This is a genomic window from Bradyrhizobium sp. LA2.1 (assembly GCF_040547725.1).
GTDB lineage: Bacteria > Pseudomonadota > Alphaproteobacteria > Rhizobiales > Xanthobacteraceae > Bradyrhizobium > Bradyrhizobium barranii.
The window spans coordinates 87,345-113,141 of the sequence record NZ_JBEPQI010000005.1 but is presented as its reverse complement, the minus strand read 5'-3'; the positions used below and the strand labels follow the sequence as shown (position 1 = coordinate 113,141).

Genomic DNA, 25,797 nt, shown 5'->3' with positions numbered 1-25,797 from the left:
GAGCGCCTCGATACTCGTACGGCCAGCAACGACGCACCTCCCGGAACGGTAGGCCTCGCTAGGCCACACCCGCCGCTGGACCGTGCGGCAGGTGAACCGATACAAACGGTAGGCGGGCCGCCTAGCGCGAGTATTCGGCAGCGTCCCTGACCGAACACTGGCCACCCAGCGAGAGCGCTACCGAAGCTCCTTGATGTGGCCGGTGCTGTCGACGATGAGCGACCGCTCCGTACCCTCCTTGATTGCTCGGTAGGTCTTGATCTTGCCGCTCGGGACCTCCTGAATCTGCGAATAGCCCGCGGCACGTAGCTTGGCCTCAATCTCCCCCTGCGTCAGGGCGAGCACGGGCGATGACGCCCCGACCGTTACAACAATGGCAATGACTGATCGCATCGTTCGCCTCCTGGCTCCGCCAGAGGATGCGATGGCTCCGACCGTTTTTGGCGGCGCGCACTGTCTCACTGAAGTTCGCCAATTTTCGCTAGCGATTAGTCGAGCTACAAAGCGCGAATCGCTAACTCTTGTTAATCATTGGGGTACACGCTCTACGTCAGATATTTCATACTTCTATTTTTTCGCCGCGCATGGCCTTTGGTCGAAGAAAATCGGACCGTGTTCAATTTGCCCATCAGCACGCCGTCAACTTGATGGCTGTTAAGAGGAAGTCTGCGTCGTGAGCGCCATGCTGCAAAACATGGAGCTGATCGTCCAGCGCAGCTTGCCTACTCTTGACGTAGAGTCCCTTGAATGTTGTGAGGCAAAAGAAGCACTTTTCCGAAGCAAAGACGGCTTTATGCTCTATCTAACAGATGGAGCCCCACCGCCTCTTGGTAGGGAGCGACTGGTCCCATTGAGTCTTCGTCAGGCACTCCTCTGGCTAAACGAAAACCAACTCTCCGAGGCTGGGTCTTTCTGGGCATAGCGGAGAGCAGCTTAGCTGCAATACCGGCAAAACCAAGTTTGCGTCTGGGCCCAACCCGCTTAAGCAGCTCGCGGAGTTGCGGATGGAGCGTCCCCCGCGAGACCGCAATCGCATTCGGATCCTGCCTTCAAATCACTTCCGCCGATGCTGTTGGCTGACTCAACCAGGCCCTGATCACGATCCGCCACCGGGTGCTCTTGTGGGAGCGTCTCGGACGGGTTGAGGCACGCTTGTTGCTCCCTGCCCTCACGCGACGCGCATCAACTCGGCGTCACGCCAATGCTCGACCCGCCTACTTGATCGTCGCGTGCACTGTGATGACCGATGTGCCAGAAGCCTTCGGCCCCTTGCCGGTTGCTTTGATGGCAAAGGTGTCACTTCCTTTGTATCTCGCCTTCGTCCTGTACTCGTAAGTCGCAACGTCGAGCTTCTTCAGTTTGCCGTGTGCTGGCTTTTGCGAGATTTCCGAGCTACTCGCCGCGCCGCGCAACGTGATCGGGAAGATGCAACTGTCCCCAGACGCGACGCTGATGTCGCCGGTCGAGTTCTCGCCCCAATCCGCCAATTCCATTGATCTGGAACATTCCGAAGCCGCCAGGACGATAGAAACATAAGTTGGGCTGGAAGCTCCCGCGACAAGCGCCAGAGTGGCAAGGCTAGACAATCGCATCGCTGATCTCCCGGATCATGCCGCACCTTAGCGCAAATCGGTGAGCAGTAGTTTCGTTGATTTCAGTGGGGGACTGGCATCGGGTTGCAGTCCGCCGAATCATGGCGATCGTGAGCTGTCCGGGGTAGAGCGGACATGCTCCGCCCCTCCGTTACAGGAGCCTGCGGGCCAAATTCCGGACGCATGCACCGCAGCAAACAGAGCTCTTAGTCTGCCCCATCGTCGGTGGGCAAAGCGGCGTTGTTGCAGGCGAGCGCTGAGAGGCGCTGAAGCCGACCGGGAACCCTGCCGCGCGAGTCTGGATTCCCGCGATGGTTGGAGTAAGGTCGTGCGGCCTGCGCAGAACAATTGCAAACGACATCCGGGAGGAAGTGATGCTCGACACCACGCTTAGCGCGCGCGTCCAGGTTTTCCTCGACAAGTTTGAAGCCGCGCTTACGGCGGGCGATCTCGACGCCGCCGTAGGAATGTTCGCTCCGGAATGCTACTGGCGCGACCTCGTTACCTTCACCTGGAACATCAAGACCATGGAAGGCCGCGATCAGGTCCGCGACATGCTCGCGCATTGCCTCGCGCATGTGAAGCCGCGCAACTGGAAAATCGCCGAGGGTGAAACGCCAACCGAGGCCGGCGGCGTGACCGAATCTTGGATCACGTTCGAGACCGAGGTCGCGCGCGGATATGGACTCATCCGCCTGCAGAACGGTCAGATCTGGACGCTATTGACAACCATGGCCGAACTGAAGGCCCATGAGGAAAAGGCCGGCTTCAGCCGACCGCTCGGCGCCAGGCATGGCGTCAATCCCGGCGCCAAGACCTGGAAGGAACTGCGTGACGAGGAAGTCGAGCAACTTGGTTTCAAGAGCCAGCCCTACGTGCTTGTCATCGGCGGCGGACAGGGAGGCATTGCGCTCGGGGCCCGGCTGCGCCAACTCGGTGTGCCGACGATCATCGTCGAAAAGAACGCACGCGCCGGCGATTCCTGGCGCAACCGCTACAAGTCGCTCTGCCTGCACGACCCCGTCTGGTACGATCACTTGCCCTACATCGATTTCCCCAAGAACTGGCCTGTGTTCTCGCCCAAGGACAAAATCGGCGATTGGCTGGAAATGTACACCAAGGTCATGGAGCTGAACTACTGGTCGAACACCACGGCCAAACGCGCCAGTTGGGACGACACCAAGAAGGAATGGACCGTCATCGTCGAACGCGATGGCAAGGAGATTACTCTGCGGCCCAGGCAGCTTGTGTTCGCGACCGGCATGTCGGCCAAGCCGAACATGCCGAAAATCAAAGGCATGGAAACGTTCAAGGGCGAGCAACACCATTCCTCACGCCATCCCGGCTCCGGCGGCTACAAAGGCAAGAACAAGAAGGTGGCGGTGATCGGCTCGAACAATTCGGCCCATGACATCTGCGCTGCGCTGTACGAGGCCGGCGTCGACGTAACGATGGTGCAGCGTTCAACGACGCACATTGTGCGCTCGGATTCGCTGATGGAGAGTATCGGCGATCTTTATTCCGAACGCGCCGTCCGCGGCGGAATGACGACGGCAAAGGCCGATCTGATCTTCGCTTCACTGCCCTACCGGATATTGAATCAGTTTCAAAAGCCAGTCTACGACAAGATCCGTCAGGACGACGCCGCTTTCTATGCCGGGCTGGAGAAGGCCGGCTTCAGGCTCGACTTCGGTGATGACGATTCCGGGCTATTCATGAAATATCTGCGCCGCGGCTCGGGCTATTACATCGACGTCGGCGCCTCTCAGCTTATCATTGACGGAAAGATAAAACTGTTCGCTGGACAGGTCGAGGAAATCACGCCCAACGGCGTCAGGCTCGACAATGGCAAGGAATTTCCAGCGGACGTAATCGTCTATGCCACCGGCTACAGCTCGATGAACGGCTTTGTCGCCGATCTCGTGAGTCCGGAAATGGCCGACAAAGTCGGCAAGGTCTGGGGCCTCGGCTCGAATACGACAAAGGACCCCGGCCCATGGGAAGGTGAGCAGCGCAACATGTGGAAGCCGACGCAGCAGGAAGGCCTATGGTTCCACGGCGGCAATCTGCATCAGTCGCGACATTACTCGCAATTCCTTTCCCTGCAGTTGAAGGCGCGCTACGAGAGCATCCCGACGCCGGTCTACGGCCTGCAAACTGTCCATCACAAGGCCTGAAATTGCCGAGCGCACAGCGGGGCTCGCGGATTGCGAGCCCCATGCCATTTCCGGGTCTCCGCACTCGCCAGCGCAATGGCCGCCTTGTCAGCGCGCAGCAGAAAGGGCTCGGGAGCGGTTAGGCCAAGTGCCTTCGCACTCTCCGGGCGTCATCGAAGCTGGTGACAGGGAGGTCACCGGTTCTGAGAGAATTCCCCTCGCCAGTGGAATTGGCCAACTGCCGCCGTTAGATGGCCGCCTCGGTCTGCCCGTCGAAATCATGAAGCCTAGAGGGCCGCATGGCAACGCGCAGCTTGTCGCCCACCCTCGCGGTCGGCTCGACGCTCGCCACCATGATGCTCTCGCCGACCTTCATATCGAGCAGGATTTCCGAGCCGAGTTGCTCGACCACCTCAATCACAGCATCGAAGGAAGGGGCCGCCACGAGGCGGCCCTTTCTTTTGAGAAAGACGATCCCTATCCGCGCATCATGCGCACCGCGTTCGAAGTCTGCCTGCCGACTTAGAGACACCTAGGGTGAAACAGCACCTTGTATCGACGCAACCTCGATGATATCCAACATCCCGCGAAAGACCATCTCACCCGCCACATAAAGGATGACGGCTAGGCCGACGCAAGCAATCCATCGATGAGTTTGCAGAAGGCGTGCAATGAAAGAAGCGGCCACGCCCATCATCGCGATGGAAAGCCCCAGGCCGAAAATCAAGATTATCGGATGCTCGCGTGCTGCCCCTACCACGGCCAGAACGTTGTCGAGAGACATGGAAACGTCGGCCACGACAATCTGCCAACTCGCTTGAGCGAGTGTTTTGCGAGCTTTGCTGCCTGCAAGCAGTGCGTGCGGCGCCGGTATGTCGACCAATGGCAAAGACACATCGGGGCGTGTTCGCATTCGATGCTCAGCTGCCACGGAGAGCGGCACGTGCTCTGCCCCAAAGACCTTCTATAGACACGGTTGAGAGCGCAGTTCTCAGTGGTTTGCGGGCTGAATTGAGCGCGCCGAAAGTTATTGCGGAGTACGTGCGTACTTATCTCGAAGAGCGAAAGCGCCTCGCAATCACATCGAATGGAAAACGCAGCGCCTCGAACAACAGCTTAGACAGTTGAATCGAGAAATCGAACGACTGGTGGATGCGATAGCAAAAGGGCACGGCGATCCATCCATTCTCGGTCCGCAATCGACCGCCCTCGGCGCCGAACCCGGCCGGCCGGTCTTCTTCTGCCGAACGGTTGCGCGGTCGGCCGCGTAGCCCCTAGGGGCGATATCACCGACTTTAAGCGCCACAACGTCGCCGCCGCGGAGCTTACTGTCGATGGCGAGATTGAAGAGAGCAAGGTCCCGAACGCGCCCCTCGACTTGAAGCTTCGTTCGAATGGACCACACGTGCTTCGGCCGGAGTGGCGGCTTCGCTCCGACGATCCTCCCCTTATTCCAGGGGATGCGCTTCGCAACCACTTTGGTAACGCTTGAGATGTCAGGCATGATGGCCTCCTCAGTTAGTGAGGTGCGCCATATTGGAGCCGGTAAACCTCTGAAAGAACGTCGGCTTTCAATTCGTTTGAGACGTGGTTCAGGCTCGATCCAACCGATCAGGTGGCGGTTTTGACCCAGCTGCGACATCCGCGCGCATATTGCTGTGATGCACAGTACCGATGGGATTTGAAGCATATGTTAGACTGTCGCTCGGCCTTGAGGGCGACGCGATGCGACGGCGCGAGTTCATAACGCTTGCCGGCGGCGCGGTGTTGGCGGTGCCGCTCGCAGCGCTGGCCCAGAAAGCGGGACGGACCTATCGCCTGGGTTGCTTGTCTCCGCATCCTCGCAATATTCAATTTAACGTACGTTTTTTCGACCAACTACGGCGCGCTGGTTTCATTGACGGCCAAAACCTCACGATTGATTACCGCGCCTTTGCATCTCAGATCGATCTGATTTCGCAACTTGCGGCGGAGCTAGTCATAGCCCAACCCGATGTCATCTATGCTGCTGGACCCGAGGCAGTTAACGCCGTACAGCGGGCAACCAAGAGCATTCCCATCGTTGGGATCACAGGCGATATGGTCGGGGAGGGATTGGTAAAATCGTTCGCCCGGCCCAATGGCAATATCACGGGGATCAGCATTTTTGCCCCTGAGCTTGACGGCCTGCGACAGGACCTCCTGATCGAAGCCGTGCCCGGGATTCGCCGCATGGCGGCTCTCGCCGACGACCTTTGGTTTGAACGTGTGGTGAAGGGGTTGCGAGGCGAGGCGAAGGTTCGCGCCCTGCAAGAGGCGGCGCGCACACGCAACGTTGAGCTTTCAATCTATCGCGTCACGAGGGCTGAGGAGATTGCAGCGACTATCGATAAGGCACAGGCATCGGGGGCCACGGCGCTGAATGTTCTTAATTCCGGGATGCTCGACGGCAATGGTCCACTGATTATGGAACGAGTTGCAGCACTGCGCCTTCCAACCATGTATCAGTGGGGAGTGCGGGCCGAGCAAGGTGGCTTTATCGGCTACGGTCCATCCTCCGATCACTTGGCAGACCTTACTGCCCGATTCGCGGCGAGCCTTTTGCGCGGCACGATGCCTGCCGATCTGCCGGTCGAACAGCCGACGAAATTCGAGCTGGTAATCCACCTCAAGACCGCTAAGGCGATGGGTGTGACGGTTCCGGAGGTTTTGTTGGTGCGCGCCGACAAGGTGATTGAGTGAAACGATGCTGTTTGCTGCATTGCATGAGTCTGCAAATGGCCCTTCGCGACATATTGCAGCGCCACGCAATCTCGGTTGCGAACGAGGCGTCGCAGAAGTTGACGGACAGCCGTTATTGCAGAACACGACGCTTGAGACCCGAAGTCGCGGTCCCGGATGGTCCGGGCTGCCCATTCACAGCCGTGTCCCACATCGAGCTTCGCCCTTGCTCGGCCCGAGACGAGCGTTTCAATGCGACATTATCACCCAGCAAGGTGGCCGCCCGATGATAGTCTTGGTCGCGCCGCCCCAGACCCATTCGCTCAACCGATAATGACCGTAGGCCCCCATGACCAAGAGATCCGCGCCTCTAACTTTGACCTCCGCCTCGAGTATCTTTCCGACGGAACTGCCATCAATCCGCACCGTTTCGAAGCTTGCGCTAATGCCATGTTCGGCCAGATGGCGGACCACTGCCGCACCCGACTGCTGCTCCGCCAGGGTGTTGCCATCGGTCGCTGTGATGATCTGCACATCGCGAGCACGGCGCAGCATCGACAGGGCATCGCCAACGACTCTTGCAGCCGGCGCGCTATGGTCCCAGGCAACGATAACCCGGTCGAAGTTGACAGGCAGCTCGGCGGCGAGTTCTTCCGGGCACAACAGAATCGGTCGACCTGATTGAAAAATCAATCCCTCGATGACCCTTTCCGCTTGGTCATCGCCCGGCTTGACCGGAACTATCGACAAATCCTTCTGGCGTGCGCATAGCGCAAGGTGTTTCGGAGCATCCTCCCCCGCTCTCAAATGCGCAACCCTCTGTACGTTGCGTACCCCGACCTCGGCGACGGCGGCATCGAACGCTTTCAATAAGCCTTGCGCATCCGTAGTGTTTCTGACCTCGGCGGGGAAATCGGCCGAGATCATGACTTGCGGCCGAACAGAGACATCCTCTTCGACAGCCAGCGCAGTGATCTCGGCGTCGAAACTCGCCCCCACACTAACGCATTTCGCAATCGCTGCAATTAATCTTGGGCTTGGGTTCCCAAACAGCGGCAAAAGCATATCCTTGATAGCCATTAACGCTTCTCCGAGAATAGCCGTATTCTAGCTGATCCCAATGTAGCCTATTTGACGCAGGTCAACCCCTGCCCGACTTCGTGTATATGGTCGCCGGCGGCGAAGTCTATGCCAGCAATCGGTGCGATTTTTGAGCGCCGCCTACACAAAATCAGAACTTCACAGGGTAGCGCGAGGCGCTGACCGCACTGGAGCTACCAGTATCTATCGAGAGTCTGCAGCCCGAATTTCATGCCTCACACTCCATACCTCCTCGGAAACGCTCATTGCCTCGATGCTGCTCTCCTGGAAGCCCAAGGCGACGACCGAGTTGCGCACCTGCTGCCAGATCGCATCGAAGTTCTTCTTGGTCTCCGCGACCTCGGTCGCTTCGACCGGACCGTTGCCGGACGGCACGCAGTATTACTGAAAGCGCTGGAAGACAGATCCATCGACCGATAGTTGCCGTCGACAGCGTCGAAGCCGGTTGCGAAGACCAACACATCGAGCTTGTGAAGCGACGCAAGCTCACTGGGTACGCTCCCGCCTCATAGGTCAACCTCGCTGACGCGCACCCTTTGCTTGCGGGCTTCCTCATCATGACCGGCCTTTCCGCCTCCAAATAACCCAGCCATTTTTGCGCTACATCAAGGCCGGCGCGAGCGGGCGGAGCACAATTTCGGATATTTCTTCAACCTGTGGGAGAGAGCAGATGAGCCTTCCGAGATTGTGGACCACCAGCCAGGAACCTGCGTTCGACCCGTTCAGGGCCATGCGACGCGAAGTGGAAGACGCGCTTCGCGCTTTCAATCAGGGTTCGTCCTCTCCCAGTATTGGGGCAGGCGAGCCGGCAATCAATGTGGCTGAAACCAAGGATGCCTTCGAAGTGACCGCCGAACTTCCCGGCGTGGACGAGAAAGATATCAAGGTCAGCCTGGACGGCAACCAGCTAGTCATCTCCGGCGAGAAAAAGGCGGAGAGCACGAAAGACGAAAAGAACTGGCATGTCGAGGAGCGCAGCTACGGCTCCTTCTATCGATCGATGTCTCTGCCTTTCGAGCCGGAAGACGGAGCCGTCGAAGCTCATTTCGACAAGGGCGTGCTGCATCTCGCTATCAACAAGCCCGCCAAGGCCGTGAAGACCACCAAGACCATCGATATCAAGACAGGAGCTCCACCGAGCGCGAACCCAGTATCGGATAAGGCCACGGCGCCCGGCAAGGCTGCCTAGTCCTGTACAGTCTTCGTAACAAACCGGAGAGCCGGACCATGCGGTCTCCGGGGTTTGTCATTCCCGTTCTTCCGATGCCGTGATGAGATCCGCGGCGGGCTGCGCTGTCGGTCTGAAAAAGCCGCCTGCTGCGCTTCTACGATACGACGAGAGCTCCGATGAAAAGCCAGTTCACTCGATTGACGAGCCCGAGCAGGGTTGGTCGAGATTGCGTATTTCACGGACGTCCCGGCCCACACCGAGCCAGCGCGTAAGTCTTTCGACCAAGCCTCCCGCGACGGAGTGCAGAGTTGACGCCTCAAAGCCTTCAGCGCAACGGATCGGCTTGCCGTCGAGGCCATCATCGACACCACGGTGCGCCTGGTGAAGTGCGCGAGCCTCGAGAAGGCCGCCGGCACCGGCATCCAGGTTGCCCGCAAGCTCTGGACGATGACCGCCTCCGAGCTGCGCCACGCTGATAATCACATGCTGCTGCTCGGGCGCAAGACTGCGATGGAGCGCGTCGCCATCTCCCTGCTGGAGATGGATCGGCGCCTCGCCGTCGTCGGCATGATGGCGCTGCCGATGTGACGCCGCGACATCGGCGACTATCTCGGCCTCACGCTCGATACCGTGTCGCGTGCGCTGTCGCAGCTTCACGTCCAGGGCATTCTCGGCTTTTCCCGTGCCTGCCAGATCGTGCTGCGCAACCGCCAGCGCTTGCACACTCTCGATGCCTGATCGCTCAAGTTACGGGCGCGGTCTATTATCCGCTGAGCGGCCTGTTGCCGCTTCTCACGCCACTGGTTGCGATCGCGTCTAGAGCCTGCGGAAGCCGCCTGTTGCGCCCCCTTAGCGGACGGCGCACACTGGCACTAAATCCGCCAGGTACAACTGCACGATGCATTACAAGCCGTAACGGAAATGCGACATGTACGCGATGGTTCTCTCCGCCCGCGGCGCGCCGTTGACGTTCCAGCAACGACCCGACCCGATCCCCGCCCCCCGCGAGGTCCGCGTCAAGGTCAGTGCCTGCGGCGTATGCAGGACCGACCTGCACGTAGTGGATGGCGAGCTTCCCGGAATTCCCTATCCAATCATCCCGGGGCATGAAGTCGTCGGCCGAATCGATGCGATAGGCGCGGGCGTAGACGAGCTGAAGGTGGGCATGCGTGTAGGTGTTCCCTGGCTCGGCCACACCTGCGGCCAATGTTTCTATTGCCGCGCGGACAAGGAAAATCTCTGCGATCGTCCCAAATTCACCGGCTACACCCGCGACGGCGGCTTTGCTAGTCATCTCGTTGCCGATGCCAGATTTTGCTTTCCGCTTGGCGAGCGCGGCGATGACGCAGCCCTTTCGCCTCTGCTCTGCGCCGGACTAATCGGCTGGCGATCCTTGGCAATGGCAGGCGATGGCAAGACGCTCGGCATCTATGGCTTCGGCGCTGCCGGCCATATCGTGGCGCAGGTGGCGCGTGCACAGGGGCGGACCGTCTACGCCTTCACCCGTGGCGACGACCAGGACGCACAGCGACTTGCGCTTTCCCTCGGCACAGACTGGGCCGGCGCCTCGGAGGACATTCCGCCGACCGAGCTCGATGCCGCCATCATCTACGCACCGGTCGGGGCATTAGTGCCGCTTGCCTTGCGCTCGGTGCGCAAGGGCGGGCGCGTTGTGTGCGCCGGCATTCACATGTCCGACGTTCCGACGTTCCCGTACCATATTCTCTGGGGTGAACGGCAGATCGTATCAGTTGCTAACCTGACCCGAAAGGACGGCATCGATTTTCTCGCCGCCGCGGCGAGGACCAACATTCAGACCTACACGACGGTATTTCCGCTCTCGCAGGCCAATGAAGCGCTCGCCTGTCTGAGGGAAGGCAAGCTCGTTGGCGCAGCCGTTTTGCGTCCCTGACCGCCGCGTCTACTGCTCAAGCACGTAAGAGCCCGGCGCGTCATCCAAAGGCGCGCTTTTTTCTGCCGCGCCCGCCGGCAAGGAGGCCGAAACGGGCTGACCGGAATGCGCGGCGAGAAATCGCGTCCACTCGGTCCACCATGATCCCTCGTGAGACGGCGCGCGCTTGATCCATTCGTCCGGGCCGAGATAGGGATCATGAGCCTTCTTTGCGAGCACCTGGTAGCTATGCCCTTCCTCGCTTGGTGGCGCGACGATGCCGGCGTTGTGCCCGCCGCTGGTCAGGACGTAGGAGATGTCTGCATCGGCAAGAAAATTGATCTTGTAGGTCGATTTCCACGGCGCGACATGGTCGCGTAACGTGCCGACAACAAACATCGGCATGTGCAGATCCGAGAGTGAGACCGGCCTACCATTGACTTGATAGCGCCCCTCGGCGAGATCATTGTTGAGGAACAGCCGCCGCAGATAGTCGGAATGCATTTGATACGGCATACGCGTGGCATCGGCGTTCCACGACATTAGCTCACTTGGAGCGGCCCGCTCTCCGACCAGATAGTCTCGCACGACGCGCGACCAGAGCAGATCATTGGTCCGCAACATCTGAAAGGCCCCGGCCATCTGCGCCGTTCCGAGCAAACCTTGCCGCCACATCATGTCCTCCAGGAACGCGACCTGGCTTTCGTTGATGAACAAGGTAAGTTCGCCGGCTTCCGTGAAATCGGTCTGCGCCGCGAGCAGTGTCGCTGTTCGCAGGCAGTCGGGTCGCTCGCGAGCCAGCCTGGCTGCCGCAATCGACAACAGCGTGCCGCCGAGGCAATACCCCGCGGCGTGAATGGCCTGTCCAGGCCGAAGCGAGTTGATGGCGGCGATGGCAGCATCCACGCCGAACTCGCGGTAGTCTTCGAGGCTGAAATTGCGATACTCAGGCGTTGGGTTCTTCCATGAGATCATGAAGACGGTGAAACCGCTTTCGACCAGATAGCGGACGAGAGAATTGCGCGGCGACAGATCGAGAATGTAGTACTTCATGATCCAGGCAGGCACGATCAGAACGGGTTCGGGCCGCACGGTCGGCGTCGTCGGAGAATATTGGATGAGCTCGATCAGCTCGTTGCGATAGACGACTTTGCCGGGTGTGATCGCAACATCCTTACCCGCGACGTAAGTCTGATCGCTCCTCAGCCTTGCACCGGCGAGCAGAGCCTGCCAATCCTCGACAAAATTGTGCAGGCCGTAGACGAAATTGCCCCCGCCGGTCTCCATGATCTTGCGCAGAACCTCGGGATTGCTGATGGCGAAATTCGTCGGAGCCACCGTATCCAGGTATTGGCGAAGCGCGAAGTCGGCGATTGCCGCGTTCGAATGGGCCAGTCCGTGAATGCCGATCGTCGTCGAATGCCACCATTGTTGGGTCAGCAGGAAAGCCTGGGCCAGGAGATTGAAGGATGGCAGCTCCCAATCTGAGCCCGTGAAACGGCGGTCGTTCTCCGGCGGCCTGATCACGGACCAAGGCTGGAACATCGCATGCCTCGGCACCATGGCATCGACAAGATCAAACGCATTCTGGATCGCCCGGCCGGCAAGACTGGCCTGTTTACCGGGTGAGGCCAGGAGATGCAGTTGCCAGTCGGCAAAAGCCAGGGCCAGCGCTGCCGGCGAGACGCCGCCGGTAAAACGCGCCAGCGCCGCGTGGAAGGATCGGTCGATGGCATCGACGGCTGCATCGGAGCCGAACGGCTGCGCTGGCACCATTGCCTCAGTAACCGGGGGCTCGACGGGGACCTGGTCAGAATTCGAAGCTATGGGAATGCGGCCGACGGATGCTGGAGGCGGCATGGTGAACTCCTTTGGCCCCCCGCAACCTAACCATGTTGTCCGAGACCGAATTGAGCTGCATCAACTCGGAGATCGAGCTGCCTCTTACCTTCCTGACCAAGTGACCAACAGGCCGGCGAGCCCTTCGATGATCGAGCAGTCTAGCGCGGCCAAGGCTTTGGCCGCCGCCGAGTTCTGGCAGACGCCAAAGGACGCCCTCTACAGCGCGCTCGACTCCGGCCCCAATGGGCTATCCCAGGTCGAAGCGGGCCGGCGCCTCGCGATTTTCAGAGCAAACCGCGCTAGCTCCTCTCAAAGCCGATCGGTCCTGCGCAGGCTTGGCTAACGCCTTTGGAACCCGTTGATTGCGATGCTAGCTGGCTGCCGCGCTCGTATCCGGACTAAGCGGCGATGTCGGCAGTTTCGCAATCATCGCAACCGTGCGGTCCTTATCTCTCACGCTCGATATCGTTCAGGAACATCGCGCCGAGCTGACGACCGAAGCATCGCGGGAATCGGTGGCCATTCAGACCTCGTCGTTCGGAATGAAGGACATCACGCTTGAAGTGCATGTCGATCCGAAGGGGCGACCTTGCGATCGCGTTCTGAGCCTTGCACACCTCAACAGCACCTTTCAGGCAGGAGTCAGAAGTCCCCTCGATGATGCGATATGCGATACTCTCAGCGAGGGACGGCGGCAGAGATGGCTGGGTTCGTCTCTCGGAAGTGCCGTTCGATTTCGAGCGAAGGTGCCCTGCCCGTGCTGATGCGCAGAACGGCGAACACATGCTGATCGCAAAAGGAACTCCGGAATCCATCCTTGCCCGCTGCGTCGCCTCGTCAAATCGATCTGCACGCAGATCCTAGTTATTTTCTTTATCCGGTCTCGTCGGATGCCGCGGCGCGTAAATCACCCCCATATCATCCTGACCGCCACGTCTCTCGGCGCTTTCGCTGCCGGCGTGGCGCTTGTGCTCGGGCCATGGGGAGGACTGTTCGGCTTTACCGCTCCCTCCGCGGCACTGCTGGCCGCGATAATCGGTATCGAGGCCGCTTGTCTCGTACGGCGGAGATTGCCAAGCGCCTGGCGGTTTCAAATCCGTAAGGCTCGGGAGTGAACGGCTCGGGCGAGTTAGAAACTTTGAGGGTCGGGGACCTGTCCATGCTCAACTCACGTACTGGCCGCCATTGATCGACAGCGTCGACCCGGTGATGAATCCCGCCTCTTCTGCTGCCAAAAACAGGACAGCGCGCGCAATCTCTTCCGGTCGGCCGAGACGGCCGACCGGAATCTGCGGCAGGATGCTCTTCTCCAGAATATCCTGCGGCACGGCATCCAGCATCTCGGTATGGATATAGCCGGGGCAGACGGCGTTTACCGTGATTCCGAGACGCGCCGTTTCCAGCGCCAGCGCCTTGGTGAATCCAAGCTCGCCGGCTTTGGCCGCGGAGTAGTTTGTCTGGCCGAACTGGCCTTTCTGTCCGTTGATCGACGAGACATTGATGATTCGGCCATACCGTCTTGCGCGCATGCCGTCGATCACTTGTCGACACATGTTGAACACACCGTCGAGATTGGTGCGGATCACGGCATCCCATTGCGGCTGGGTCATCTTATGAAACGTGGCGTCACGAACGATGCCGGCATTGTTGACAAGAATGTCGATTGGCCCGACTGACGCCTCAACGGCCTTCACTCCGGTAGCGCAAGCGTCGAAATCACCGATATCCCATTGATGGGCTGAGATGCCTGTTCGGCTCGCGAAGGCTTTGGCGGCCTCGGCATTTCCGGCGTAGGTCGCCGCTACGAGGCAACCCTCGGCCTGAAGCGCTTGAGATATGGCGGCGCCAATGCCTCTGGTACCGCCAGTTACCAATGCCACCCGCGCCATATCTAGAACTCCCGCCCTATGGTCAAAACGATACCCGGGGCGCCGGCTACCGCTTTGACGTGCGTCAAGGCTCTCGATGTCGACCTGTGCTGCTCTTCAGCCCGATCGGAACGGGAGGCACGCATGTTCAAGGACTTACTGGTGCATATTCCTACGGAGCGCTCACCGCGGCCTGCCATCGACGCTTCTGTTTCTCTTGCAATGAGTGCTTCGGCACATCTGGATGCAATTGCAACAGGATATGCTTCGACGAACGTGCCGTTTCTTGCGGAAGGCGGCGCAGCCATCGCATCGTCCCTGCAATTCGAGTATGAACGTGCGCTGGAGCGAGCCGAGGCAGCGCTGCGCGTCTTCGAGGTCGAGGCGAAGAACGCCCTGATCAACTATGGAAGGTACGCACTGAACGGAACTCTCGCCGACGCGGTTGCGAAAGCTGGTGCAGCGGCGCGCCTCTATGATCTGACGATCGTGTCACAAGGCGACCCCGAGGGCGACACGTTTGACAACCGGCTTCCGAAGGAACTGCTCTTGCAGGCGGGTGGGCCCCTGCTGTTCATTCCCTATACTTTCCGGGGTGCGTTCAAGGCGGCACGCGTCGGCATCTGCTGGGACGGCAGCCGCCTTGCCGCCCGCGCCTTGCGGGACGCGATGCCATTTATCACCGACGCAGCCGCTCTGACGACCATCACCCTCAATGCATCCGAGGTACCGCCCGATGCATCGCCCGAACGCCTCCTGACACATCTCGCGCGGAAGGGCTTGCCGGCGAAGGCCGTATCGCTTCAGGCCGACCGTAGCGATCTGCAAGCGAGCATCCTGTCGATCGCTGCGGATGAAAGCCTCGACCTGCTGATCATGGGCGGTTACGGCCACTCTCGACTTCAGGAAACGGTATTCGGCGGGGTCACGCAGGAAATGTTCCGCAGTATGACAGTTCCAGTCATGATGTCGCACTGATGGAGCACTACGTGAGGACGCATCTCGGAACTGGACGTGCCGTGGCAGGCGCCATGCTCGTTGCGGGTTTGTTTTTCTCCCCTAACCCAACCGCAGCTTCGAGCGTCGAGCAAGGCCGACGTCTTGCGCTGCTGTATTGTGCGAAGTGCCACTCGACCGACAAGGTCAGCCCAAGCCCCCTCAAGATTGCTCCACCGTTCAGGACGTTACACGAGCGATATCCGATCGAGATGCTGCAGGAGGCCTTGGCCGAGGGCATCGTCACTGGGCATCCGGCGATGCCGGAATTTCAATTCGATTCCGACCAAGTCGGCGATTTCATGGCGTTCCTGAAGACGTTGGAGCAATGAGCTATCAGACGTGCGCGATCGAGAGAAGCCTTGGTCAAAATTGGTCGGACATCGTCCCGGGCTGCCTTGCCGTAACGCGCGGCGAGCGATCGATCAACACGCCGGTCCACGACGACGGGGCGCCGCTTATCTTTCTGCTGCTTCACGTGGAAGACGTCACCGGTCAGATTGTCCGCCGACAATAACGCTCGATCCTTGGGGACCCTCGCATGTCGAAAGCATTCAGATTGTCGTCCGCCACGATTTGCGCGCTTGCGATCGTGACACCGGCCGCAGCGGCCGACGCGGATCACGGCAAGGACATCGCAAAGCGTTGGTGCGCCGCGTGCCATCTCGTCGAAAGTGGCCAGACGAAAGCCTCCGACCAGGCGCCGCCGTTCTCCACCTTCGCGAAGATGCCCGATTTCGACCAGAACAAGCTCGCTTTCCTTCTACTCGCACCGCATCCGAACATGCCGACGCTATCGCTGAACCGGACGGAAATCGCGGATCTCGCGGACTACGTCCGCACACTCAAGTAGGGCACGGCCCACCGCCGCCGCCAAGGTTCGAAGCCCGGGTTGAGATGGGTCAATGCGGAACTTCCGATGCACGGATAGAGTCGAAAGCGTGCCGAGCGGCGCGAGCGCGCTCAGGTGCCGTTCTTCGACGACACCGGCCGGGAGAACGTCGTTGTGATTTCCCGCCGGTCTACGGCGCTGCAGCCGGACCTGTTTCCAGCAGCGCGCCGCCGCGCGGCTCTCTGTCGTGGTGCCGGTCGTCATCGGCCTGATCTTCGTGCTGCTGTTCACCACATTTGGCTCGGTGCGCCATGCCCTGCTGGTGCTGGTCAACATCCCCTTCGCGCTGATCGGCGGCGTGTTCGCGCTGGTCTCAAGCGGCGAATATCTGTCCGTTCCGGCGTCGGTCGGATCCATCGCGCTGCTCGGCATAGCCGTACTGAACGGCGTCGTGCTGGTCTCCTATTTCAACCAGCTACGCGCTCACGGCCTGAGCGAGGGTCGCATCGTCGTCGAAGGCGCCATGCGAAGACTGCGGCCCGTTCTAATGACGGCCAGCATCACGGCGCTCGGATTGATCCCGCTGTTGTTCGCCTCCGGTCCGGGATCTGAAGTGCAGCGACCGCTGGCCATCGTCGTGATCGGGGGCCTGGTCTCGTCGACAATGCTGACGCTGATTCTGCTGCCGATCCTGTATCGCCGCTACGGCGGCGCTGCGAAGGGGGCCAAATGACGAGCGTGTCCGTCTGCCTCACGCTGATCCTGCCGCGCCAGCTTCGCGACGAGCTCTTCGACTATCTCAGCGAACAGACCGATCTGGTGAGGGGTTTCACGGCCTCCGATGCTGCCGGACACGGCACCGCCGTGCGGCTCCAAAGCATGGCCGAGCGCGTCAAAGGGCACGCCAATCAGGTCATCGTATGGATTGTCCTACCACGGAACGATGCCGCGCGCCTGCTCGACCGGGTTCGGGCTTCGTTCACCGGCACCAACCTCGTCTATTGGATTCTGCCCGTGGCGGAATTCGGCACGATCGACTAACCGACATCGCCAAGCTGCTCAGTCCGCCGCCACGGCTTCGTAAATATCGTCCTCTTGGGCCGTATGCATGCGCACCAGCGTTTCGATCGCCTCGATCACACGCTGGGCATCTCGAATAAGATAGCGGTCGATCTTTTCTGACGGCAGGTCGGCCGCGATCCGTGCGAGCAACCGCGCAAGGTGCAGGATCTCACGATGCGCGCGGCTCATGGCAGAGAGGCCGTGGCGTTCGCGCAGCACCTCCGCAATTTTCGGATAGACGCTGCCCTCGTCCTCGCGCTCGTGCTTCACTACACTGCCCTGAACGAGGCGATCAGCCTCTTCGATCAAGGCCGCAGCGGCGTCTGGCGGCACATCGTCGATCGCATCGACGATCTTGCGCAGTCGGTCGAGATCCCCGAACAGCGCCTGATGGTCGTGATGCAGTGCTAGGCCCTCCTCTGCGGATATCCGGCGACCGGCGCTCCCATGGGCTGGAGTGAGCGCCCGCAGCGCATTCAGGATGACGGCAACATCGATCACCTCCTGCACGATCGCCGCCGGCACGGGATCCAGCCAGCCAACGGTAGCGGCCACCATGGCAGCTATCGACAATCCCATGCCAATAATGACGCTTTGGAGAGCGATACGCCGTGCACGCTGCGCAATTATGATCGCTTCGCCGACGCGATCAAGCCGATCGGTAAGGATGACCACATCCGCCGCCTCGGACGAGGCGCTCGCGCCGCGTGCGCCGAGCGCGACCCCGATATCGGCCACGGCCAGTGCCGGGGCGTCATTGATGCCATCACCGACCATGATGGTCGGATGCAGCCGCTGTTCAGTGCGCACCGCCTCGACCTTGTCCGAGGGAACGCGGTCAGCCAGCACGGCATCGAGGTCGAGCGCTGCTCCGATTGCCTGCGCCGCTGCGGCACGATCGCCTGTGACCATGACCATTCGTACGATGCCCGCATCGCGCAGCAGCCGGATCGCTCGCGGCGTATCAGCCCGCAGCTCGTCGGCCAGCAGCAGCGCACCGATCGGAAGGCCGTCCACGGCGACAAAGACGATCAGCGCCGAGCGCCACGATGCGCGCCGGATTGCCCGCAGCTCCCACGGCGACAGCTCGGCATGTGAGCGAAGCAACTCTCGCGAGCCCGCGGTTACCCGGCGGCCGTCGATCAGGCCGGACAAACCGGTGCCCATGGTTTCTTTGACCTGTTCGGGCGCTTTGAGCTTGAGGCCGCGATCGACGGCCGCAGAGACGACGGTCTTGGCGAGGACGTGATGCGAGGCCTGCTCAAGCGAGGCCCCAAGCGTGAGGACCTCGTCCGGATTTTCCCCCGGAGCGACTTCAACCGAAAGCAACCGCGCACCTCCAACCGTGAGAGTGCCGGTTTTGTCGAAGAGCACGGTGCGCGCACGAGCCAGCGCCTCCAGTGCCCCTCCTCCCTTGACTAAGATGCCGCGACGGGCCGCTTGCGCTACGCCGGCGATGAAGGCGACAGGTGCGGCCAGAATCAGGGGGCAAGGCGTTGCCGCCACCAGCACAGCGAGGCTGCGGGTCAAATCACCGGAGATCCACCACGCCAGGAAGGCGGTGACGAGCGTCACGGGAAGAAAGATCAGCGCATAGCGATCGGCCAACCGCACAAAGGGGGCCTTCGCAGTTTGCGCCGCCGTCACCATGCGCACAATACCAGCGTAGGTACTCTCGCCAGCCGGTGCGGTAACGGTCAACTCGAAGGTCTCACCCGCATTCAGCGAACCGGAAAGAACGGCGCTGCCGCGTGTCTTCTCGACCGGGATCGGCTCGCCCGTAACCGCGGACTCGTCGATGGTCGCCATGGCCGAACGGACGATGCCGTCGACTGGCACGATCTCGCCGGCCCGTACCAGGAGCTCTTCGCTGACCAAGACCGCCTCGATCGGAACCTCTTCGATCCGCTCGCCAGTCTTGCGATGTGCCCGGCGCGGCGCACGATCGACCAGTGACCGCAGGTCGTGCTCAGCCCGCGCGATCGCGATATCCTCCAGTACGTTGCCACCGGAATACATCAGCGCCACCACGGCGCCGGCAAGCGGCTGGCCGAGCGCCAATGCCGCGCTCATCGACAGGAGCGCAATCGCGTCCACTCCCAGTCGGCCGCCCAGCAAGTCCCTGACGATCGAGACCGCCAGTCCACCTATCACGGGTGCCGTGCCGATTGCCCATGCGAAATCGGCCAGATCAGGACGGCCGGCAGCTCGCGCAAGGATACCCGCGGTTAATCCCGCGATTGCGATTGCAACCAGAGTCCATCGTAGAACCCGCTCAAACGACATGATCTCATTCCAACACTACCTGCATCATTCTCTTCCGAAACAAGCTCCGTTGCTTGAGCAGAATCAATGACAAGTCTCGAACACTCGCCTCCAACGAACGCAGCCATTCGCAAGGCGCCGATGAGCTAGGTCAAAATCTTTCCGAGGGTTCTGGCAGATGCTCTCAAGAGGACGACCACTGGGTCTCCGGCTTCACCCAAAGATGCTGTCTATTGTCCTTGAACGAATATTTTGGTCTCCTGGAGATGCTCAGACCTCATCGCGGCGGAGATTGTTTCGGCTTAGTTGGTTCCTGAATTGACTTCATGTAGTTTAGGACAGCCTCTGCATCGTCCCTGTTGAAGCGGAAGGTCGGCATGGAGGGATGAATGCTGCTATAGCCATCCTGTAGTCGTTGCAGGAAGTCGCTGTCATAGAGTTTGGTTTCGCTGAAGCTGCGAAAGGGCGGCGTTTGCCTGTTGGGACTCGCGCCGGTCCTACCAACTGAGTGACAGCGGGCGCACAATTGTTGCAACAGCTCTTTGCCATGTTGCTGCTCCTCATCGCGCGCATGGGCGCAGGTGCTCGACCCGAGACCTATTGTCGAAAGTATCAGCAAGCATCGCATCATCGCAGTCGTTCCCGCGAAACAGTTCACCAACGCGAGGTAGCCTTGCCGTAGACGTAGAGCGCAACCAGCCCGACGGTCACCACCGTCGAGAAGATCAAGATATTTCGATCCCAATCGACTCGCTCCTTCTCGGCTCTTCTGAAAGCGAGAGCCGTGAATAGGGCTTTCAAGGCAAATCGGCGCATCGAAGCAGCCCTCCCAGTCCACACGATGTCACCGCCGTTCAAAGCCAGCTTGATGCAGCTCAAAGCATGAGGTCGGTTGGCGATGGGGCCCGCTATCGCGACAAGCATAACTGCCAAACAGCGCTCCCTCCGAGAGCGATTGGCGCAATTGCGCTCAGGCGTATGGCAGGCCCACTGCGCCTACGCTTGGCGGCCGGCTTCCTCGATACTTGACCTGCCTCAAAACGTACACGCTAGTTCGGGGCTAAACTGGTCTAAATCGGAGGCGACCAATGGACGAAACGTTCAGGCGGAAAATCCTTCGGCTTCTGGATCAGCACCGGACGACGAGGATCGCTACCCTACGATCTGACGGCTGGCCCCAGGTGACCACTGTCGGCTACGCCAATGATGGGCTCGTCATCTATTTCCTTTGCGGAGCGGACAGCCAGAAGGCAGCTAACCTGGCGAAGGACGATCGGGTCTCGCTAACGGTGGATGACGATCCCACGCAAGTGATGGACATCGTGGGCCTATCGATGGCGGCACGCGCGAAGCTCGTAACGAATCCCGCCGAATTCGAAAAAGCCTTGCGCCTCCTGATCTCGCGGTATCCGAACCAGAAGAGCCTTGATCTCCCCATGCCGAACACTTCGGAGGTCTGCGTCTTCCGCCTGACACCCACGATTGTCTCCCTGCTCGACTACTCAAAGGGATTTGGACATACCGACCTGATCGCGTGCTAAAGCGCCGCATCCTGCGCTAAGGGCGGGTGCGCTCGGTCATTCTGCTTTCTTTCGCCAGAACGGCTGATCGGCAGGCGGTTTTGGCGATGAGATGCCCGCTGGCGCTCGCGCGGTTGCTGTGAGTGCCCCAACCGCGAGTTGAGACGGAACATGTTCCGCAGCATGCGAGTCAACATCAGCCTCGTGATCCTGATCGCGCTATTAGCGTTGTTTCTCGTCCGCGTGCACAAGGCGGACGGATCTAAACTTGCTGCAGACAGCGCGTTTGAAGGACGTCGCCTCGCGGAAGCATGGTGCAAGCCGTGTCATGCAATCGAACCGCACATGCCGGGAATGTCGGATCAGGCACCGGGCTTCGCGTCAATCGCAAACAGATATGGAACGACGGCACTTTCGCTGAAAGTGTTCCTGAAGACCAGCCACCAGAACATGCCGAACCTCGTCATCGCGCCCGATCAGGCCGACGCTCTCGCGAATTACATCCTTAGCCTAAAGACTCAAGACTAGAACGCTGATCGGCGCGACCATGACCCTAAGCTCAGATCTTAGCGAGCCCGGTCGGCTTGCACGGTCTCGAAGAACGCAACGATCGCATCGATCTGGTATTCGACGAGCTTTGGCTTAAGCATTGCCTGGTTCGGGCCTACGCGACGGTGGTTTGACGTCAATAGCTCTCGGAGATAGTTGGCTGAAAAAGATGGCCGGCTGGCAATTTCGCTGAAGCTTGGCGCGGGGACGCGAAAGGCTGGTGTTTCCCTTGAAGCATCCGAGACAATGTGACAGAGGCCGCAGGTCCCGCGAGCGAGCGCGCGACCCTGCGCGATCTGATCCGCGAACAGCTGATCGCTGAACGGCGAGTTAACCGGCACCTGGATGGTGATCGAACTGTATCCGCTGGCGCGGTGGCAGGCATTGCATCCGTTCGTGAGATCCGAGTAAGCCTTGGCGAAAGCTGCACCATCCTTCTGTTGAATCGCGCGATCCAGAGCTTGCAGCTGTTCGGTAGTTTGGGACGAGCGCAGGCCTTCGGAGGGAGTCGGCGTTGCCTTCTGCAAGCTTGCCTGGATTTGTCGAAGCTCATAATTCGCCAAGTCCCAGTTGCCTAGCTTTCCGGCCAACCATAATTTGATGTGTTGGAATTGTATCGCGATCATAAGGTCGGACAGTTGGGACGACGTGCTGCCAGCCGACAAGTTCACCTGTGCTCCCGCATTAAATTGCAGGAGCATGGCGACAATCGCGGCGACCATCAGCGTCCGAAACTTCATGCCAGCGCTCGAGATGATGAGGCGATGCATTAACCAAGGACATCGAACGATTTCCTTGTCGATCCGCTCAAGCGGAACTGATTAGACGAGCAGGTTCGTAAAGAATGGTTCGGTGATCCCAGCCACTGACGACTCTGTCCCGTCAGGAGCGACGGCGGTGACAAATTCGCTCTTGCAGTTCCAGCAGCGCCAGAGCTCATGGGCCTCCTGAGCATTGACGCGTTCGTGCCACTCGAGGTGTACTAACCTGGAACGACAGCGAGGGCATTTTTCATCATGCGGTGTTGAGACTGGTGCCATATAGAAGCTCGCTCGTGTCCGGTGCGCAGCATGCGATCTTGGCAGTATGGCGAAATGATCTAGATCAACGATTTGCTCGTTCTTCCGGCAGCTGACGTGGAGGCGACCTTTGAGTTGCGCCTCGGCGAAATTGCGGATGATCATAGAGCCCCCTTACGGCGATTGGAGCATGCGACATCCGTTGTTGAGCTGGATCAATGCGGACCCGAGGAATTGGGGTTTGTAAGCATGCCGACCTCCTCTTCAGAAGCCCGGGGTTGATTTGTATTCCGCTCCGCGACGTCGACAGGAGAGCCACGATGTCCAGCAAAATTCATGCCGACGATCTGAGCGCGGTTGTGCGCTACGCGCTCGAAACCACCCGTGCCACGATTGTCTGTCCTTTCCACGATCGGGTTATCATCCGCGTCGGCGACGATGCCGCCGAGAGCCATGCCTTTGAGCGGGCGAAAAGAATCATCAAGAGCGATGGCGAGTTCTGGGCATCGGACGTCCTCAGGGAAGAATTCGGCCGTCAACTCGGCGGCGCCACAGATGGCCGATGCCCGGAGTGCGATCGGAGAGATCCCGGCACCTGAAGACACGGCCCGGACTTGACTCGCGGTCTTCACTCACCACGGCGCCGGACGATCCAACAGACCTTTTCGCGCTTCGCAATTCCATCTGCTCGCCCGCGCCGCCCATCCCAGCGAACAACAAAGTGGGATCGAGGCGGAGGGTTCCGCGCAAACCGTGGTCGCAACCAGCCGGATCGCCAGTGCGGTACAGGCCGAACAAGAGCGACAGCCACGATTAGATTAAATGATCTAGGCTTCGACGTATGGGACGGCGAAGTTGTCGCACATTGAGGTGAACGCTTGTTTTGCTTCAGAACTCTCGAAGCAAAAATGCGTCCCTTTGTCGCCACGGTCTATCCACCAGTCGATTTGTCGTCCTCGTGCAATGCGGAACGCTTCTGCACGCAATTGATCTAATTGCCTTCCGTAGGCTCGAACAATCACACAATCTGCCATTTGGACGCTCCATCAACTAGCTAACCCCACTGGGCGTCAATTCTTTTTGGCGTTTGCCTTGAAGCATCTTGATCAAAAATCAAGCGGCCCTTGACTGCACTTCTAGTGCCGTTCAGCTTCGGACTCTTGCTCCATCCGCAAGATGCGCGCTCGTAGTGCGTCGAAGGTTTCTTCAGCAGCCTCGCTAAACAGCGGATCCTCATGATTCGTTGAGGCCGAAGCGATCTCAGTCCAATCTGAAGGCTTTAGAACCCTAAGGGCGGCGGGGAAGAAATCGCGGTCTTCGATCATGATGTGACGCCGCTCGCTCTCAATGAAATCGCGAACGATGTTGTCCACATTTTGCCGAAGAATCTCCCGATCCGCCAGAACACTGTCGATCGCCTGAGCGACGCGGCGCAAACGCTGGGTCCCTTTTTGGTGCTCAAGCGTTAGATCGCCAACCCTTGCCGCCGCGGCTGGATCTCGAAGCTTTAGCTTGGCAAAGACCAATTCTTCTTGGGGATGATGATACAGCTCCGGATAGAGCTCGAAGTAGCTGATGATCGCGCGAATGACCTCGTAGTCGGGGTGGCCCCCGCGATCGAAAATCTCAAGCTCGCGCTCAAGCACGGCGAGCAGCATCTCAATGTTGCGGTGTTCCCGGGATAGACGCTCAATGATCATTGCGACCTCCAATGGACCATTGAATGATGGAAGCTATCTTGAAAGCGATCCCAGTTTCTTGCGCTAGATCAAACACGGACGACTGGCCGTCGCGTCGTCTGGGACGACATACTGCTTTCTCGAGGGTCGAGGTAGCCGCGGACCGCGGCAAGACCGAATGCGCCTGACGGCACACGAGGTCTCGACGTCTACACCGTGAGCTCGCGCTCTCGTTGATGGCGCGACGGCAGATCTGGGCACAGCACGAGCTTTCCTTCCAGACCGCCCGCTTCCAGACGCCGGTGCGCCTCAGCAACTTCAGCGAAGGAGATTCGCTCGGCAACGCGTGGCTGAATGGCGCGAGCCGCCAACATTTCGAAGAGCCGCGCCAAATCTTCGCGGAACCAGGCCGGATGTCGCGCCCGCATCAAATTGATCGAGTAGAAGTAGACCCGCCTGCCGCCGGACAACCACCCCAATACATACAGGCGCGCCGTCCACGTCAAGATGCTGAACAGGCTATGGTGCGCCTGTACACCCGCCGTGTAGCCGTAGGCACAGAGCATGCCGCCCCGCTTGAGTGCCGCCAACGAGCGGCGACAGCCATCCTCTCCAATTCCGTCGAACACGACATCGAACCCGCCTGGCACGACCTTCGTAAAGTCTTCGCGCTGGTAATCGATCGGCGTGCCGCCCAGTTCGCGCACCAATGCGGCGTGATCCCCACGCGCCGTGCCCCACAGCTCAAGCCCCGCCATCCTGCCGAGCGTGAGCAGCGCCTGGCCGACAGCGCCAGCCGCGCCATGCACGAGGACGCGCTGCCCCCGCTTCACGCGGGCCGCGCGGTGTAGGAGTTGGTAGGCGGTTGTCCAGCTTAGGATCAAGGCGGCCGCCTCCGCCACGTCTACGCCTGGTGGCACGCGGGTCGCCTCCCCGGCCCGGAGGGTTCGGTAGGCGGCATTCGAGCCCACCACGGTCATGTCAGCTACTCGGTCGCCAAGCTTGAAGCCCGTCACGTCCGGTCCCAGCTGATCGATTTCCCCGACAACGTCGTAGCCCAGCACGAAAGGCGGCTTGAGAGAAATCGTTTGCGGATAAAGGTGACGCCGGATCACCACATCGGTGAACACGACGCTCGACGCAAGCACGTGAACTCGCACCTCGCCTCGGCCGGCCGTTGGAAGAGGAGCGTCGACCACCTCCAACCCGTCAGGATCGCCGAAGTACCTGATCTGAACAACCCGATTGCGCAGCTCTCCCACAGCGGATTTCCTTGGCTCATGGGGTATTCCGCGGCCGCTCTGGCCGTCCTCGGCTAAATCATCGCCCATAAGCCTGCTTTTGGCATTGAGGAGGATCAATGCGTCAGCCCAGCTTTCCTTCTCGTCACTAGAACCGCTTGGTTTATACAGATTTTGCTCCTTCGCGAGCTTACCCCCCAACGATAGCCCGCTTTGCCCTGTCGTAGTGTGTGCGGGGTGCGTAGGCGAAAGCTGGGACCAGAGGATCAATATCACTCTTGCCGAATTTAATGGAGAAAGGCCAAACGTTTCG

26 protein-coding genes and 4 pseudogenes are annotated in these 25,797 nt (G+C 60.0%); 15 read left to right on the top strand and 15 right to left on the bottom strand.

Translation table 11 applies throughout. From position 1 onward, the window contains the following. Window positions 1-177: 177 nt before the first annotated feature. Both ABIB95_RS10920 and ABIB95_RS10915 read right to left on the bottom strand, forming a co-directional pair. A complete protein-coding gene (locus tag ABIB95_RS10920) occupies window positions 178-393 on the bottom strand; it encodes a hypothetical protein (protein ID WP_071909883.1) in 216 nt (71 codons plus the stop codon). Window positions 394-1,214: 821 nt separating this feature from the next. Further along, the gene (locus tag ABIB95_RS10915) at window positions 1,215-1,592 is read right to left on the bottom strand and encodes a hypothetical protein (protein WP_166102969.1); all 378 of its coding nucleotides are present in this window, start codon (window positions 1,590-1,592) and stop codon (window positions 1,215-1,217) included. A gap of 374 nt (window positions 1,593-1,966) precedes the next feature. On the opposite strand from ABIB95_RS10915, the gene ABIB95_RS10910 reads away from it, so the two are divergent. Then, window positions 1,967-3,769, top strand: coding sequence for an NAD(P)/FAD-dependent oxidoreductase (locus tag ABIB95_RS10910; protein ID WP_354239270.1), 1,803 nt, complete (start codon window positions 1,967-1,969; stop codon window positions 3,767-3,769). A 226-nt stretch (window positions 3,770-3,995) separates the two neighbouring features. On the opposite strand, the gene ABIB95_RS10905 is transcribed toward ABIB95_RS10910, so the two are convergent. The 3 genes and pseudogenes from ABIB95_RS10905 to ABIB95_RS10895 all read right to left on the bottom strand — a co-directional run. After that, on the bottom strand, window positions 3,996-4,193 hold the full coding sequence (locus tag ABIB95_RS10905) for a hypothetical protein (RefSeq protein ID WP_354239268.1): 198 nt from the start codon (window positions 4,191-4,193) through the stop codon (window positions 3,996-3,998). Between the two features lie 87 nt (window positions 4,194-4,280). Next, window positions 4,281-4,580, bottom strand: a pseudogene (locus ABIB95_RS10900) (TerC family protein); the annotation flags it as partial. A gap of 390 nt (window positions 4,581-4,970) precedes the next feature. Continuing rightward, window positions 4,971-5,252 (bottom strand): annotated as a pseudogene (locus ABIB95_RS10895) (site-specific integrase); the annotation flags it as partial. A 170-nt stretch (window positions 5,253-5,422) separates the two neighbouring features. On the opposite strand from ABIB95_RS10895, the gene ABIB95_RS10890 reads away from it, so the two are divergent. Beyond that, a complete protein-coding gene (locus ABIB95_RS10890) occupies window positions 5,423-6,469 on the top strand; it encodes an ABC transporter substrate-binding protein (protein ID WP_354239266.1) in 1,047 nt (348 codons plus the stop codon). 228 nt (window positions 6,470-6,697) lie between these two features. Here the strand turns inward: ABIB95_RS10890 and ABIB95_RS10885 are convergent, their stop codons facing one another. Then, entirely contained in the window at window positions 6,698-7,528 is an 831-nt protein-coding gene (locus ABIB95_RS10885; protein WP_354239264.1) for a universal stress protein, read from the bottom strand. A 274-nt stretch (window positions 7,529-7,802) separates the two neighbouring features. On the opposite strand from ABIB95_RS10885, the gene ABIB95_RS10880 reads away from it, so the two are divergent. The 4 genes and pseudogenes from ABIB95_RS10880 (at window position 7,803) to ABIB95_RS10865 (ending at window position 10,632) form a co-directional block, all read left to right on the top strand. Next, window positions 7,803-7,937 carry a hypothetical protein gene (locus tag ABIB95_RS10880; protein WP_354239262.1) on the top strand — a complete coding sequence of 45 codons (135 nt, stop codon included), beginning with the start codon at window positions 7,803-7,805 and terminating at the stop codon, window positions 7,935-7,937. A gap of 282 nt (window positions 7,938-8,219) precedes the next feature. Beyond that, complete coding sequence (locus ABIB95_RS10875) at window positions 8,220-8,738, top strand: Hsp20/alpha crystallin family protein (RefSeq protein WP_085400515.1); 519 nt, start codon at window positions 8,220-8,222, stop codon at window positions 8,736-8,738. Between the two features lie 312 nt (window positions 8,739-9,050). Then, window positions 9,051-9,458, top strand: a pseudogene (locus ABIB95_RS10870) (helix-turn-helix domain-containing protein); the annotation flags it as partial. Window positions 9,459-9,648: 190 nt separating this feature from the next. After that, the gene (locus ABIB95_RS10865) at window positions 9,649-10,632 is read left to right on the top strand and encodes a zinc-dependent alcohol dehydrogenase family protein (protein ID WP_354239260.1); all 984 of its coding nucleotides are present in this window, start codon (window positions 9,649-9,651) and stop codon (window positions 10,630-10,632) included. Window positions 10,633-10,641: 9 nt separating this feature from the next. On the opposite strand, the gene ABIB95_RS10860 is transcribed toward ABIB95_RS10865, so the two are convergent. Then, a complete protein-coding gene (locus ABIB95_RS10860) occupies window positions 10,642-12,471 on the bottom strand; it encodes a PHA/PHB synthase family protein (RefSeq protein ID WP_477007985.1) in 1,830 nt (609 codons plus the stop codon). 127 nt (window positions 12,472-12,598) lie between these two features. Here ABIB95_RS10860 and ABIB95_RS10855 point away from each other — a divergent pair, with 127 nt between their 5' ends. After that, window positions 12,599-12,796 carry a cation-transporting P-type ATPase gene (locus ABIB95_RS10855; RefSeq protein ID WP_354239258.1) on the top strand — a complete coding sequence of 66 codons (198 nt, stop codon included), beginning with the start codon at window positions 12,599-12,601 and terminating at the stop codon, window positions 12,794-12,796. An 820-nt stretch (window positions 12,797-13,616) separates the two neighbouring features. Here the strand turns inward: ABIB95_RS10855 and phbB are convergent. Then, the gene (phbB, locus tag ABIB95_RS10845) at window positions 13,617-14,342 is read right to left on the bottom strand and encodes an acetoacetyl-CoA reductase (protein ID WP_354239254.1); all 726 of its coding nucleotides are present in this window, start codon (window positions 14,340-14,342) and stop codon (window positions 13,617-13,619) included. Window positions 14,343-14,465: 123 nt separating this feature from the next. Between phbB and ABIB95_RS10840 the strand changes: the two genes are divergently transcribed. The 5 genes and pseudogenes from ABIB95_RS10840 to ABIB95_RS10820 all read left to right on the top strand — a co-directional run bounded on the left by ABIB95_RS10840 (window position 14,466) and on the right by ABIB95_RS10820 (window position 17,190). Then, window positions 14,466-15,299, top strand: a complete 834-nt coding sequence (locus ABIB95_RS10840; protein WP_354239253.1) for a universal stress protein — start codon at window positions 14,466-14,468, stop codon at window positions 15,297-15,299. 53 nt (window positions 15,300-15,352) lie between these two features. Then, window positions 15,353-15,649: a c-type cytochrome gene (locus ABIB95_RS10835; protein WP_166106037.1), complete on the top strand. Its 297-nt coding sequence runs from the start codon at window positions 15,353-15,355 to the stop codon at window positions 15,647-15,649. A 209-nt stretch (window positions 15,650-15,858) separates the two neighbouring features. After that, on the top strand, window positions 15,859-16,170 hold the full coding sequence (locus ABIB95_RS10830; RefSeq protein ID WP_063982735.1) for a c-type cytochrome: 312 nt from the start codon (window positions 15,859-15,861) through the stop codon (window positions 16,168-16,170). Window positions 16,171-16,363: 193 nt separating this feature from the next. Next, window positions 16,364-16,882 (top strand): annotated as a pseudogene (locus tag ABIB95_RS10825) (efflux RND transporter permease subunit); the annotation flags it as partial. Then, the gene (locus ABIB95_RS10820; protein ID WP_085400502.1) at window positions 16,879-17,190 is read left to right on the top strand and encodes a DUF3240 family protein; all 312 of its coding nucleotides are present in this window, start codon (window positions 16,879-16,881) and stop codon (window positions 17,188-17,190) included. The pseudogene ABIB95_RS10825 and the gene ABIB95_RS10820, both read left to right, overlap by 4 nt. 18 nt (window positions 17,191-17,208) lie before the next feature. Here ABIB95_RS10820 and ABIB95_RS10815 read toward each other — a convergent pair whose 3' ends face one another. From ABIB95_RS10815 to ABIB95_RS10805, 3 genes are all read right to left on the bottom strand, one after another. After that, window positions 17,209-19,497 (bottom strand): heavy metal translocating P-type ATPase, encoded by a 2,289-nt coding sequence (locus ABIB95_RS10815; protein WP_208070084.1) that lies wholly within the window; start codon window positions 19,495-19,497, stop codon window positions 17,209-17,211. A 256-nt stretch (window positions 19,498-19,753) separates the two neighbouring features. Then, entirely contained in the window at window positions 19,754-20,104 is a 351-nt protein-coding gene (locus ABIB95_RS10810) for a c-type cytochrome (protein ID WP_502917818.1), read from the bottom strand. A 26-nt stretch (window positions 20,105-20,130) separates the two neighbouring features. After that, on the bottom strand, window positions 20,131-20,409 hold the full coding sequence (locus tag ABIB95_RS10805; protein WP_354113104.1) for a hypothetical protein: 279 nt from the start codon (window positions 20,407-20,409) through the stop codon (window positions 20,131-20,133). A 155-nt stretch (window positions 20,410-20,564) separates the two neighbouring features. Here ABIB95_RS10805 and ABIB95_RS10800 point away from each other — a divergent pair, with 155 nt between their 5' ends. Both ABIB95_RS10800 and ABIB95_RS10795 read left to right on the top strand, forming a co-directional pair. Next, window positions 20,565-21,017, top strand: coding sequence for a pyridoxamine 5'-phosphate oxidase family protein (locus ABIB95_RS10800; RefSeq protein ID WP_028153137.1), 453 nt, complete (start codon window positions 20,565-20,567; stop codon window positions 21,015-21,017). Window positions 21,018-21,167: 150 nt separating this feature from the next. Then, window positions 21,168-21,524 (top strand): c-type cytochrome, encoded by a 357-nt coding sequence (locus ABIB95_RS10795; RefSeq protein WP_038944690.1) that lies wholly within the window; start codon window positions 21,168-21,170, stop codon window positions 21,522-21,524. A gap of 38 nt (window positions 21,525-21,562) precedes the next feature. Here ABIB95_RS10795 and ABIB95_RS10790 read toward each other — a convergent pair whose 3' ends face one another. After that, window positions 21,563-22,285: a hypothetical protein gene (locus ABIB95_RS10790; protein WP_354239249.1), complete on the bottom strand. Its 723-nt coding sequence runs from the start codon at window positions 22,283-22,285 to the stop codon at window positions 21,563-21,565. Window positions 22,286-22,884: 599 nt separating this feature from the next. On the opposite strand from ABIB95_RS10790, the gene ABIB95_RS10785 reads away from it, so the two are divergent. Further along, entirely contained in the window at window positions 22,885-23,163 is a 279-nt protein-coding gene (locus tag ABIB95_RS10785) for a hypothetical protein (protein ID WP_354239247.1), read from the top strand. 228 nt (window positions 23,164-23,391) lie between these two features. On the opposite strand, the gene ABIB95_RS10780 is transcribed toward ABIB95_RS10785, so the two are convergent. The 3 genes from ABIB95_RS10780 to ABIB95_RS10770 form a co-directional block, all read right to left on the bottom strand. Continuing rightward, entirely contained in the window at window positions 23,392-23,598 is a 207-nt protein-coding gene (locus ABIB95_RS10780; RefSeq protein WP_354239245.1) for a hypothetical protein, read from the bottom strand. Window positions 23,599-23,700: 102 nt separating this feature from the next. Beyond that, a complete protein-coding gene (locus ABIB95_RS10775; RefSeq protein ID WP_028153141.1) occupies window positions 23,701-24,264 on the bottom strand; it encodes a hemerythrin domain-containing protein in 564 nt (187 codons plus the stop codon). A gap of 188 nt (window positions 24,265-24,452) precedes the next feature. After that, the gene (locus ABIB95_RS10770) at window positions 24,453-25,685 is read right to left on the bottom strand and encodes a medium chain dehydrogenase/reductase family protein (protein ID WP_502917809.1); all 1,233 of its coding nucleotides are present in this window, start codon (window positions 25,683-25,685) and stop codon (window positions 24,453-24,455) included. Window positions 25,686-25,797: the final 112 nt, after the last annotated feature.